Genomic DNA, 11,910 nt, shown 5'->3' on the forward strand with positions numbered 1-11,910 from the left:
GGAGCCCCGATGTCCATTCTGATCAATAAAAATACCCGCGTCATCACCCAGGGCTTCACCGGCAAGAACGGTACGTTCCATTCGGAACAGGCGCTGGCCTATGGCACCAAGGTCGTCGGCGGCGTTTCGCCGGGCAAGGGTGGCTCGCGCCATCTCAACCTGCCGGTGTTTGACACCGTGGCGGAAGCGGCCAAGGAAACCGGCGCCGATGCGAGCGTGGTCTATGTGCCGCCGCCGGGCGCGGCTGATGCCATCTGCGAAGCGATCGATGCGGAAATCCCGCTGATCGTCTGCATCACCGAAGGCGTGCCGGTGCTCGACATGATGCGCGTCAAGCGCTCGCTGTCGGGTTCCAAGTCGCGGCTGATCGGCCCGAACTGCCCGGGCATCGTCACCGCCGGCGAATCGAAGATCGGCATCATGCCGGCCAACATCTTCAAGCCCGGCTCGGTGGGCATTGTTTCGCGCTCGGGCACGCTTACATATGAAGCGGTGTTCCAGACCACCCAGGAAGGCCTCGGCCAGACCACGGCGGTCGGCATCGGCGGCGACCCGATCAAGGGCACCGAATTCATCGACATGCTGGAAATGTTCCTCGCCGACGAGGCGACGAAATCCATCGTCATGATCGGCGAAATCGGCGGCTCGGCGGAAGAAGACGCGGCGCAGTTCCTCAAGGACGAAGCCAAGCGCGGGCGCAAGAAGCCGATGGTCGGCTTCATCGCCGGCCGCACGGCGCCTCCGGGACGTCGCATGGGTCATGCTGGCGCCATTATTTCGGGCGGTAAAGGTGGGGCGGAAGACAAGATCGCGGCGATGGAAGCCGCGGGCATCAAGGTCTCGCCGTCGCCCGCCAGGCTTGGTCATACGCTGGCCGAGTTGTTGAAGGGTTGAGTTTCAAGGCCGGGCCGCAAGCCCGGCCCTTTCGGTTGACATAAACGGCGACAAACGCTGCGAGGAAAACGGCCATGTCTCGTCAGGATTCAAACGCTGCACTGAGCAGGACATCGTTTCTTGATGGTGCCAACGCGAGCTACATCGAGAGCCTCTACGACAAGTATCGCAAGGATCCGTCGAGCGTCGACGCCGAGTGGCGCGACTTCTTCGCCGGTCTTGGCGATGACGCGGAGGATATTGCCGAGAACGCGCGGGGCGCGTCGTGGAAGAAGCCGAACTGGCCGATTCCCGCCAATGGCGAACTGGTCTCAGCCCTCGACGGCAATTGGGTGCAGGTCGAAAAGGCGATCGGCGACAAGATTGTCGCGAAGGCGGCCGCCAAGGGCGCGCCGACCAGCGAAGGCGACACCTTGCGTGCGACGCGCGACAGCGTCCGCGCTCTGATGATGATCCGCGCCTATCGCATGCGCGGCCATCTGCACGCCAATCTCGATCCGCTCGGCCTGCAAGTGGTCAAGGACGATGAGGAATTGCATCCCTCCAACTACGGCTTCACCGAAGCCGATTGGGATCGCCCGATCTTCATCGACAATGTGCTGGGCCTGGAATTCGCTACCATTCGCGAAATGCTGGCGATCCTGAAGCGCACCTATTGCGGCACGATCGGCTTCGAATTCATGCATATCTCGGATCCCGCCGAGAAGGCCTGGATTCAGGAACGCATCGAAGGTCCGGATAAGGAAATCACCTTCACCGCCGAGGGCAAGCGCGCCATTCTGCAGAAGCTGATCGAGGCGGAAGGCTTCGAGAAGTTCTGCGACCTGCGCTTCCGCGGCACCAAGCGCTTCGGCCTCGATGGCGGCGAAGCGATGGTTCCGGCGCTGGAACAGATCATCAAGCGCGGCGGCGCGCTCGGCCTGCGCGACATCGTGCTCGGCATGCCGCATCGCGGCCGTCTCAACGTGCTCGCCAATGTGATGCACAAGCCGACCCGCGCCATCTTCCACGAGTTCAAGGGCGGCTCCTTCGCGCCGGATGAAGTGGAAGGTTCGGGCGACGTCAAGTATCACCTCGGCGCCTCGTCGGACCGCGAGTTCGACAACAACAAGGTGCATCTGTCGCTCACCGCCAACCCGTCGCATCTGGAAATCGTCGATCCGGTCGTGCTCGGCAAGGTGCGCGCCAAGCAGGATCAGCTCGGCGACGTCACCGAGCGCAACAAGGTGCTGCCGCTGCTCATCCACGGCGACGCGGCTTTCGCTGGCCAGGGCGTGGTCGCGGAATGTTTCGCGCTGTCGGGCGTGAAGGGTCATCGCACCGGCGGTTCGATCCACTTCATCGTCAACAACCAGATCGGCTTCACCACCTATCCGCGCTATTCGCGCTCCTCGCCCTATCCTTCAGATGTGGCGAAGATGATCGAAGCGCCGATCTTCCACATCAACGGCGACGATCCGGAAGCGGTAGTGTTCGCCGCGAAGGTGGCGATCGAGTTCCGGCAGAAGTTCCACAAGCCGGTCGTCCTCGACATGTTCTGCTATCGCCGCTTCGGTCACAACGAAGGCGACGAGCCGGGCTTCACCCAGCCGCTGATGTATCGCAACATCCGCAATCATCAGCCGATCCAGGAACTCTATGCCGACAAGCTGATCGGCGAGGGCGTCATCAGCCGCGAGGAAGTCGATGCGGCGGTGACCGAATGGCGTACCAAGCTCGATGTCGAATTCGACGCGGGCCAGAGCTACAAGCCGAACAAGGCTGACTGGCTCGATGGTCGCTGGGCTGGCCTGAAGGCCGGCGAAGGCATCACCGACGATCCGCGCCGTGGCGAAACTGGCGTCGAACTGTCGAAGCTGCAGGCCATCGGCACCGCGATCACGACGATCCCGGAAGGCTTCCACATCCACAAGACCATCCAGCGCTTCATCGAGAACCGCCGCAAGATGGTCGAAACCGGCACCGATATCGATTGGGCGATGGGCGAGGCCCTGGCCTTCGGTTCGCTGCTCGATGAAGGCCATCCGGTGCGTCTGTCCGGCCAGGATTGCGAGCGCGGCACGTTCTCGCAGCGCCACTCGGTGCTCATCGACCAGGAGAACGAAGACCGGCTGGTTTTGCTCAACCGCATCCGCGACGGTCAGGCCCGCTATGAGGTGATCAATTCGATCCTCTCGGAAGAAGCGGTGCTCGGCTTCGAATATGGCTTCTCGCTGGCCGAGCCGAACGCGCTCACCATGTGGGAAGCGCAGTTCGGCGACTTCGCCAACGGCGCGCAGGTGGTGTTCGACCAGTTCGTGTCGTCGGGCGAGCGCAAGTGGCTGCGTCTGTCGGGCCTCGTCTGCCTGCTGCCGCATGGCTATGAAGGCCAGGGTCCGGAGCATTCCTCCGCCCGTCTCGAGCGCTATCTGCAGATGTGCGCGGAAGACAATATGCAGGTGGCGAACTGCTCGACGCCGGCGAACTACTTCCACATCCTGCGCCGGCAGCTCAAGCGCGACATCCGCAAGCCGCTGATCCTGATGACGCCGAAGTCGCTGCTGCGCCACAAGCGCGCCGTGTCGACCATGGCGGACCTGGCGACCGGTTCGTCGTTCCACCGTCTGCTGTGGGACGATGCCGAGCGCTCGATCGCCGGCGACAAGATCAAGCTGGTCAAGGACGACAAGATCCGTCGCGTCGTGCTGTGCACCGGCAAGGTCTATTACGATCTCTACGAGGATCGCGAGCAGCGCGGTGTCGATGACGTCTATCTCCTGCGCACGGAACAGCTCTATCCGTTCCCGCTCAAGGCGCTGGTCAACGAGCTGAGCCGCTTCCCGAAGGCGGAAATCGTCTGGTGTCAGGAAGAGCCCAAGAACATGGGCGCCTGGGCCTTCGTCGAACCCTATCTCGAATGGGTTCTGTCGCAGACCGGCGGCGTCTCGAAGCGGCCGCGCTATGTTGGACGTCCGGCTTCGGCGGCAACGGCTACGGGCCTGATGTCGAAACACCTGGCGCAGCTCAAGTCCTTCCTCGACGAGGCGTTCGCGGAATAAGGCCGCGACCGTTTCGTCTGAACGATGCTTTGCGAACGATCATTTGAAAGGCCGCCCGCGGGCGGAAAACACCGATGACAACAGAAATCCGCGTTCCTACTCTCGGCGAATCCGTTTCAGAAGCGACCATCGGCAAGTGGTTCAAGAAGGCCGGTGACGTGGTGAAGGCCGACGAGCCTTTGCTCGAACTCGAGACGGACAAGGTCACCCTGGAAGTGAACGCGCCGGCGGCTGGCGTTCTCGCCGAGATCACCGCCAAGGACGGCGAGACCGTGGAGCCCGGCGCTCTGCTCGGCCAGATCGCGCCGGGTGGCGCGGGTGCCGTCGCGGCACCGGCGGCCAAGCCCGCCGCTGCCAAGGAAGCGCCGAAGGTGGAAGCCAAGGTCGAAGCCAAGACGGACACAAAGTCCGACGGCAAGATGCCGCCGTCGCCGGCCGCCGCCAAGGTCGCTGCCGATAAAGGTGTCGATGTCGATACGGTTCAGGGTTCGGGCAAGCGCGGCCAGGTGCTGAAGGGCGATGTGCTGGAAGCTGCCAGCGCGCCGAAGGCCGCTCCGGCGCCGGCTCCTGTGGCCGTGCGCGCGCCTTCCGTCGCCGACGATGCCTCGCGCGAAGAGCGCGTGCGCATGACCAAGCTGCGCCAGACCATCGCGCGCCGCCTGAAGGAAGCGCAGAACACCGCCGCCATGCTGACGACGTTCAACGAAGTCGACATGACGGAAATCCTGGCGCTGCGCGCCAAGTACAAGGATATTTTCGAGAAGAAGAACGGCGCCAAGCTCGGCTTCATGGGCTTCTTCGTCAAGGCTTGCGTGCAGGCGCTGCGCGACGTGCCGGCCGTCAATGCCGAGATCGACGGCACCGATCTGATCTACAAGAATTACTATCACATCGGCATTGCGGTGGGCACCGATAAGGGCCTGGTGGTGCCTGTGGTGCGCGACGCCGATCATCTGAGCATTTCCGGCATTGAAAAGGCGATCTCGGATTTCGGCAAGCGCGCGCGCGACGGCCAGCTCAAGATCGACGAAATGCAGGGTGGCACATTCACCATCACCAACGGCGGCATCTACGGTTCGTTGATGTCGACGCCGATCCTGAACGCGCCGCAGTCGGGCATTCTCGGCATGCACAAGATCCAGGAACGTCCGATGGTCGTCGGCGGCAAGATCGAAATCCGCCCGATGATGTATCTGGCGCTGAGCTACGATCACCGCATCGTCGACGGCAAGGAAGCCGTCACCTTCCTGGTGCGCGTCAAGGAAGCCCTGGAAGATCCCGCCCGGCTCGTGCTCGATCTCTGATCGGGCATGGCGGCCGTGATTGGCCGGCGCTTGCGACTTGGTTTGCGACTTGGTCTGGCGCCCGTCATGGTGATGGCTGCGATGATGTTTTCCAACACAGCGAGTGAAGCCGCCGACGAGAAGCCGTTCAGCGACGGCAATCTCGTCGTCGTCGACATGACGGCCGCGGAACTGCAGGCGCGCAAGATCGAGCCGATCGCGCTCGGCGATGTGGAATTGCCGAGCGGGCAGGTGGTGGCCGCCGATCCATTGGTGCAGCCGGAGCGGCCGGCCTTCGCGCGCAAGGTGCCGCCCGGCCGCTATCCGGTGACGCTTTACAAGGCGCAATATCGGATCGCGCTGGCAGCCCTGCGCTTCGCGCCAGGCAAGGTCGTGCGCTGGGAGATGGCGACCATCCCCGGCCAGGATCTCGCCACGCTGAAGGCCGATGAAATCTACGGCTACGGCGTCGATGCCGGGCTCGGCTGTTTCATGGATGCGGGCGCGAATCTCGCTATCGAAAAGCGCGAGGCACAGCAGAAGGCGCAAGCGCGCAACTACAGCAATTATTACGACGACGTGCTGGCCGACGAACTGGCCGCCAATGGCGATACCTATGTCATGCATCGCCCGCTCGCGGACAGTCCGCTCAACATCGCAGTGTTTCAGAGCGGTTGGGGCGACGGTTTCTATGCCTCCTATTGGGGGCTCGATACGGACGGCAAGGCTTTGGTGCTCGTTACCGATTTCAGCGTCATGACCAATGCGGACGGGCGCAGCGACTATGACAAGCGGCATGAAGCGACGATCGCCGCCATGTCGCCCGATGAGCGCGAAGCGAGCGGCGAAGCCTATGATGCGTTCGAAAAGAACGATCTGCCGCGGTTGCAGGCCTTGCTCGCAGCAGGCCGCATCCGTCCCAACACCTATATCGAAGCCAAGGGCGAGAACTTCATCTCCGAGGCGATCCGGCTCGACAAGCCGGCGATCCTCGAAATGCTGGTGCGCTACGGCGCCAGGCCCGAGGCGCCCGCCACGCTCTATGACTGGCTACCGGAGAAGACCTATCCCGCCTTCACGCGCTGGCTGGCCGAGCGCTCGCGCGATCCGGAAACCGCGCGCAAGCGCGCCGAGAACGGCTTAGGGCCGGTCTCGAGCGAACTCTTGGACGTTGTCGCCCGCTGGGAAGCGGGCAAAATTCCCCTCGCGGACGATCGACCCGCACCCCAAACTGGAACGCAGGAAGCAAAACCATGAGCACTTACGATCTCGTCGTCATCGGCACCGGCCCTGGCGGTTATGTCTGCGCCATCCGCGCGGCGCAGCTCGGCATGAAGGTCGCCGTGGTGGAGAAGCGCAAGACGCTGGGCGGCACCTGCCTGAACATCGGCTGCATTCCCTCCAAGGCGATCCTGCATGCTTCGGAAATGTTCGAACAGGCGGGCCATGATTTCCCGGCGCTCGGCGTCGTCGTCGGCAAGCCGAAGCTCGATATGGCTGCCTTCATGAAGCATAAGGACGACACGGTGGCGGGCAACGTCAACGGCGTCGCCTTCCTGATGAAGAAGAACAAGATCGACGTGGTCTTCGGCACGGGCACGATCGCCGCTGCCGGCAAGGTCAATGTGACCGGCGAAGACGGCAAGGTGCAGACGCTCGACACCAAGAACATCGTCATCGCCACGGGCTCCGATGTCGCCACGCCGCCGGGTGTCGCCGTCGAATTCGACGAGAAGACCATCGTCAGCTCCACCGGCGCGCTGTCGCTGGCCAAGGTGCCGGGCAAGCTGGTGATCGTCGGTGCCGGCGTCATCGGCCTTGAACTGGGTTCGGTGTGGAAGCGGCTTGGCGCCGAAGTGACGGTGATCGAATTCCTCGATCGCATCCTGCCGGGCATGGATGGCGAAGTCGCCAAGCAGTTCCAGCGTTTGCAGGAACGCCAGGGTGTCACCTTCAAACTGTCGTCGAAGGTGACGGCGATCGCCAAGAGCAAGTCCGGCGCGTCGGTGACGTTCGAGCCGGTGGCGGGCGGCGAAGCGGTGAAGCTCGATGCCGATGTGGTGTTGGTGGCGACCGGCCGTCGTCCCTATACCGACGGCCTGGGCCTGGAAGCGGTCGGCGTCGCGCTGGAACGCGGCCGCGTCGTCATCGACAATCAGTTCAAGACCAATGTCCCCGGCATATACGCGATCGGCGACGTGGTGCGCGGGCCGATGCTGGCGCATAAGGCCGAGGATGAAGGCATGGCGACGGCGGAGATCATCGCCGGCCAGCACGGCCATGTGAACTACGACGTCATTCCGGGCGTCGTCTATACGACGCCGGAAATCGCCGCTGTCGGCAAGACCGAGGAAGAGCTGAAGGCGGCGGGCATCGCTTACAATGTCGGCAAGTTCCCGATGTCGGCGAACGGTCGCGCGCGCGCCATGCGCGCCACCGACGGCTTCGTCAAAGTGCTGGCCGATGCCAAGACCGACAAAGTGCTCGGCGTTCACATCGTCGGCTTCGCGGCGGGCGAGCTGATCGCCGAAGCAGCCGTGCTGATGGAATTCGGCGGTTCGTCGGAAGATCTGGCGCGCACCTGCCATGCGCATCCGACCATATCGGAATCGGTGAAGGAAGCGGCGCTCGGCGTCGAGAAGCGCTCGATCCATATTTGATCGGGCGTGCGTAACGCCTTGGTGTCATCCCGGACGCGCCAACGGCGCGATCCGGGATCCAGGGCGTGTGACGAATGCTGATCGAACGCGCTACCGCGCGCCCCTGGTTCCCGGATCACTTGCTGCGCAAGTGTCCGGGATGACACGAAGGTTGCGGTGTGATGCCCATCCTAGTGCAGCACAAGATGCAGCACTTCCGGCTTCAGCATCGCAAATAGCATCACGATCAACGATACGCCGCCCAGGCCGCCGGCGGCCCAGGCGAGAGCGCCGATGCCGGTGATGATCATCGCTGACGCCAGCACGATGCCGATCTGCACCAGAGCCGAAGCGATCTCGAACAATTCATTGCGGGCGCGTTCGTGGTCGCGCCGTTCTTCCGCATGTTTGGCGCGCGCGACGAGTTCCTTGCGGCCTTCGCCGGTCGAGGGTTCCGATTCATAACGCTCGGCCGTCGCCTTCCAATCGGCGATGCGCTTTTCCATATTGGCCTTCACCGTCGGATCGGTGGCGAGCGGCAATTGGGTTTCCATCTGTTCGGCCGCCACCTGAACGGTCGTACGGCGCACGGTCTTGGCCTGGAAAAAGGACCAGAGATTGGAGGCTTCCAGATTATGCGCCACCGCTTCGCGTTCGCCGTATTTGACACCCATTTCCGCGAAGGCCAGCATGAGGGCAAGGATGGCGATCAACAGCGCCACCCCTTTATTGCCGCCTTCCGGCGCATGTGCATGACCTGACATTACATAGTCTCCATAGTCCGAAGTCCGAATCGTTGATCGAGGCAGGCTGTCTCGCTCCCTTTGCGCAATCAAGTCGGGCCGCGATGCAACTTCGCCACAATTTCATGACGCAATCAGCCATGCGCCAGTTTCGTCGTATCCCGCTCTACATTCTCGCCCTGCTGTTTCTCTTCGAAGCATGGCTCTGGGATCTCTTTCGCGCGCTCGGCGATTGGCTGGCGCGGATCATTCCGTTCGAGCGGTTCAAGGCCTGGATATCTGGCCAGATCCAACGGCTGCCGCCCTATGCGGCGCTGTGTCTGTTCTGCATTCCGGTCCTCGTCATCTTTCCGTTCAAGGTCGCGGCGCTGTGGCTGATCGCCAAAGGTCATGTGGTGTTCGGCGGTTGCGCCTTCTTCGCCGCCAAGGTGACGGGCCTCGGCGTCACGGCCTTTCTCTACAATTTGACGTCTGAAAAGCTGATGACATTGGATTGGTTCCGCCGGCTTTATGCTCTCGTCATGAGCTGGCGCGATTGGGCGCATCGTCTCGTCGATCCCTACAAGCAGCAGCTCGCGGACTTCATGCGCGCGCAGCGGGAGTGGGCGTTGCGTCTGGTCGGTGAACGCAATCAAGGACCGAGCTTCAATCGGCTGGTGGTGCGGTTGCGTCAACGCATCCGGCGTCGCTTCAGTTAGAAGCTGATCATTTTAGCTTGAAGCGCGTGGCTCTGGATTGCTTCGCCTCGCTCGCCAAGACGGCGCGTGTCATTGCGAGACGCGCAGCGACGCAGCCATCCAACTTTCAACTCGCGCGTGGGTGCGCATTGCGCCACGCATCCATCAGGCGGGTGGTGTCGACGGCCGTGTAGATTTGCGTCGTCGACAGGGAGGCATGGCCGAGCAATTCCTGGATCGATCGGAGATCGCCGCCGCGCGAGAGCAAGTGCGTGGCGAAGGAATGGCGCAGCGCATGCGGCGTCGCCGTCTCGGGCAGGCCCAGCGCGCCGCGCAATTGCTCGACGCAAAGCTGGATGATGCGCGGCGACAGCGGGCCGCCTTTGGCGCCGACGAAGAGAGGTCCGTCCGGCGGCAGAGGATAGGGGCAGAGCTCGAGATAGGCTTCGATCGCTTGGCGGACCGGCTGAATCACCGGCGTCATACGGGTCTTGCGGCCTTTGCCGGTGACGGTGAGCTGGTCAATGGCGCCAATGGGCGCCTCGCGGCGGCGGATGGCCAGGGCCTCGGAAATGCGCAGGCCCGACCCGTAGAGCAGGGCCAGGACGGCGGCGTCGCGGGCCAGGATCCAGGGCGCCCTGGTATCGCCGGCCCGGCTCTCGGTCTGGGTCATGTCGCGGGCCGCTGCCGGCGATACGGGCTTGGGCAGGGAGCGGGCGATTTTCGGCGTCTGCACCAGGGCCAGGACCGAGGCCGAGCCCTTGCCGTGCTTTTCCAGGAAACGGGCGAAGGAGCGCAGGCCGGCCAGCGCCCGCAGCAGGGAGCGGCTTTCGACCCCGGCCGCGCGACGGCTGGCCAGAAAACTTCTCAGATCCGCCGGGGCCAGGGCGGCGAACAGGGCGAGCGATACCGGCTCGCCAAAATGGCCCTGCAGGAAGGTGACGAATTGTTTGAGATCGCGGCCGTAGGCGGTCAGCGTGTGGTCCGACAGGCGCCGTTCGCTGGCCAGCGCCGTCAGCCAGCGGCGCACTTCCGCAGCGAAGGCGGCATCGGCGCCCGGCAGGACGAAGCTCGAAAAAGGGGTCGGGGTGTCTGGGGCGGCGCCGGTCATGGCGTCAGCCTCGCCGGCGCCGGCTAATTTTCGGTTTCGGGCCGAGCCGGAACCAACAAAAACTGGGTTCCGATCCGATCGGAACCCAGCGAAACGGGCTTATTTGCCGTTCTTGATCTGGTCGATGGCCTGGGCGAGCAATTCGTCCATGGTGCGACGGATCTGGTGGTCGGACTGGGCCACGCCGGCGGCGTCGAAATCCTTGCGCAGCTTGCGGAAAACGTCCTCGTCGCCCGCTTCCTCGATGTCGGCGGCGATTACCGCCCGGGCATAAGCCTCGGCGTCGTCACCACTTTTGCCGAGTTTTTCGGCAGCCCAAAGGCCGAGCAGCTTGTTGCGCCGGGCATTGGCCTTAAAGCGAAGCTCCTCATCGTGGGCGAACTTCTTCTCGAAGCCATCCTCGCGCTTGTCAAACGTGCTCATGCCTAGCGGGTCCTCTCAGGGGGTTGGCGGGATCAAATCGGCGGTTCCCATATAAGGCCCGACGGTGACGATTGAAAGTGTGGCGGGTTCGCCGGTGATCCTCCTGAGGCGTACCGAAGCCGTGGGCCCGGGCGCGGCAATTTGCTGGGCAAGAAAGGGTTTTGGCGGGCCTTCGGCGATTGTCAGAACCGGCTGGACGGGATAGGAGAAAGCCCGCTCCGGAACGATCAGCGAAGGGCCGAATCATTTGTCTGGCTGGTGCGGTCCGCAAGCCGGACGACCGCCCGTTACGCCATCAAACGGATGCCGGTCCTCAAACCACGGTAACGTCGATGAAATCCAAACGCCGCATCTACGAAGGCAAGGCCAAGGTTCTTTTCGAAGGACCAGAACCGGGCACGCTGATCCAGCATTTCAAAGATGACGCGACCGCCTTCAATGCCAAAAAGCATGAGGTGATCGACGGCAAGGGCGTGCTCAACAACCGCATCTCGGAATATGTGTTCCAGCACCTGAACGAGATCGGCGTGCCGACCCATTTCATCCGCCGGCTCAACATGCGCGAGCAGTTGATCCGCGAGGTCGAGATCATTCCGCTCGAAGTGGTGGTGCGCAACGTCGCCGCCGGCTCGCTGTCGCAGCGCCTGGGCATCGAGGAAGGCACGCAGCTGCCGCGCTCGATCATCGAATTCTACTACAAGAACGATCAGCTCAACGACCCGATGGTGTCGGAAGAGCATATCACCGCTTTCGGCTGGGCGACGCCGCAGGAAATCGACGACATCATGGGCCTCGCCATCCGCGTCAACGACTTCCTGTCGGGCCTGTTCCTGGGCGTCGGCATCCGTCTCGTCGACTTCAAGATGGAGACCGGCCGCCTGTGGGAAGGCGACATGATGCGCATCGTCGTCGCCGATGAAATCTCGCCGGACTCGTGCCGGCTGTGGGACATCAAATCGGCCGACAAGCTCGACAAGGACCGGTTCCGTCGCGACATGGGCGGCCTCGTCGAAGCCTATACGGAAGTGGCGCGTCGCCTCGGCATCATGAACGACAACGAAGCCGCGCGTCCCACGGGCCCGAAACTGGTTGAGTAGTCGTT

At 63.1% G+C, this 11,910-nt stretch carries 9 protein-coding genes and 1 pseudogene; 7 read left to right on the top strand and 3 right to left on the bottom strand.

The features are described 5' to 3' along the window. Positions 1-9: 9 nt before the first annotated feature. The 5 genes and pseudogenes from sucD to lpdA all read left to right on the top strand — a co-directional run bounded on the left by sucD (position 10) and on the right by lpdA (position 7,875). Positions 10-894 carry a succinate--CoA ligase subunit alpha gene (gene sucD / locus OIM99_RS07045; protein ID WP_311849617.1) on the top strand — a complete coding sequence of 295 codons (885 nt, stop codon included), beginning with the start codon at positions 10-12 and terminating at the stop codon, positions 892-894. 74 nt (positions 895-968) lie between these two features. Then, positions 969-3,932 (top strand): 2-oxoglutarate dehydrogenase E1 component, encoded by a 2,964-nt coding sequence (locus OIM99_RS07050; RefSeq protein WP_311849618.1) that lies wholly within the window; start codon positions 969-971, stop codon positions 3,930-3,932. A gap of 74 nt (positions 3,933-4,006) precedes the next feature. Continuing rightward, positions 4,007-5,236, top strand: a complete 1,230-nt coding sequence (gene odhB, locus OIM99_RS07055; RefSeq protein WP_311849619.1) for a 2-oxoglutarate dehydrogenase complex dihydrolipoyllysine-residue succinyltransferase — start codon at positions 4,007-4,009, stop codon at positions 5,234-5,236. Between the two features lie 6 nt (positions 5,237-5,242). Continuing rightward, positions 5,243-5,998 (top strand): annotated as a pseudogene (locus OIM99_RS27835) (DUF4241 domain-containing protein); the annotation flags it as partial. Between the two features lie 470 nt (positions 5,999-6,468). Then, on the top strand, positions 6,469-7,875 hold the full coding sequence (gene lpdA, locus OIM99_RS07065; RefSeq protein WP_311849621.1) for a dihydrolipoyl dehydrogenase: 1,407 nt from the start codon (positions 6,469-6,471) through the stop codon (positions 7,873-7,875). A 170-nt stretch (positions 7,876-8,045) separates the two neighbouring features. Here the strand turns inward: lpdA and OIM99_RS07070 are convergent, their stop codons facing one another. Next, positions 8,046-8,618 (bottom strand): DUF4337 domain-containing protein, encoded by a 573-nt coding sequence (locus OIM99_RS07070; protein ID WP_311849622.1) that lies wholly within the window; start codon positions 8,616-8,618, stop codon positions 8,046-8,048. A gap of 83 nt (positions 8,619-8,701) precedes the next feature. Between OIM99_RS07070 and OIM99_RS07075 the strand changes: the two genes are divergently transcribed. After that, positions 8,702-9,295, top strand: coding sequence for a hypothetical protein (locus OIM99_RS07075; protein WP_311849623.1), 594 nt, complete (start codon positions 8,702-8,704; stop codon positions 9,293-9,295). A 106-nt stretch (positions 9,296-9,401) separates the two neighbouring features. Here OIM99_RS07075 and OIM99_RS07080 read toward each other — a convergent pair whose 3' ends face one another. After that, the gene (locus OIM99_RS07080) at positions 9,402-10,385 is read right to left on the bottom strand and encodes a tyrosine recombinase XerC (protein ID WP_311849624.1); all 984 of its coding nucleotides are present in this window, start codon (positions 10,383-10,385) and stop codon (positions 9,402-9,404) included. A 99-nt stretch (positions 10,386-10,484) separates the two neighbouring features. After that, positions 10,485-10,808 carry a DUF1476 domain-containing protein gene (locus OIM99_RS07085; RefSeq protein WP_311849625.1) on the bottom strand — a complete coding sequence of 108 codons (324 nt, stop codon included), beginning with the start codon at positions 10,806-10,808 and terminating at the stop codon, positions 10,485-10,487. Between the two features lie 332 nt (positions 10,809-11,140). Here OIM99_RS07085 and purC point away from each other — a divergent pair, with 332 nt between their 5' ends. Next, positions 11,141-11,905, top strand: coding sequence for a phosphoribosylaminoimidazolesuccinocarboxamide synthase (gene purC / locus OIM99_RS07090; RefSeq protein WP_311849626.1), 765 nt, complete (start codon positions 11,141-11,143; stop codon positions 11,903-11,905). Positions 11,906-11,910 lie beyond the last annotated feature (5 nt).

The organism is Methylocella sp. CPCC 101449 (assembly GCF_031921685.1).
Lineage (GTDB): Bacteria > Pseudomonadota > Alphaproteobacteria > Rhizobiales > Beijerinckiaceae > Terripilifer.

Coding starts and splice junctions, on each gene's coding strand:
- sucD (WP_311849617.1), top strand. CDS start 10: ATGTCCATTCTGATCAATAAAAATACCCGCGTCATCACCCAGGGCTTC.
- OIM99_RS07050 (WP_311849618.1), top strand. CDS start 969: ATGTCTCGTCAGGATTCAAACGCTGCACTGAGCAGGACATCGTTTCTT.
- odhB (WP_311849619.1), top strand. CDS start 4,007: ATGACAACAGAAATCCGCGTTCCTACTCTCGGCGAATCCGTTTCAGAA.
- lpdA (WP_311849621.1), top strand. CDS start 6,469: ATGAGCACTTACGATCTCGTCGTCATCGGCACCGGCCCTGGCGGTTAT.
- OIM99_RS07070 (WP_311849622.1), bottom strand. CDS start 8,618: ATGTCAGGTCATGCACATGCGCCGGAAGGCGGCAATAAAGGGGTGGCG.
- OIM99_RS07075 (WP_311849623.1), top strand. CDS start 8,702: ATGCAACTTCGCCACAATTTCATGACGCAATCAGCCATGCGCCAGTTT.
- OIM99_RS07080 (WP_311849624.1), bottom strand. CDS start 10,385: ATGACCGGCGCCGCCCCAGACACCCCGACCCCTTTTTCGAGCTTCGTC.
- OIM99_RS07085 (WP_311849625.1), bottom strand. CDS start 10,808: ATGAGCACGTTTGACAAGCGCGAGGATGGCTTCGAGAAGAAGTTCGCC.
- purC (WP_311849626.1), top strand. CDS start 11,141: ATGAAATCCAAACGCCGCATCTACGAAGGCAAGGCCAAGGTTCTTTTC.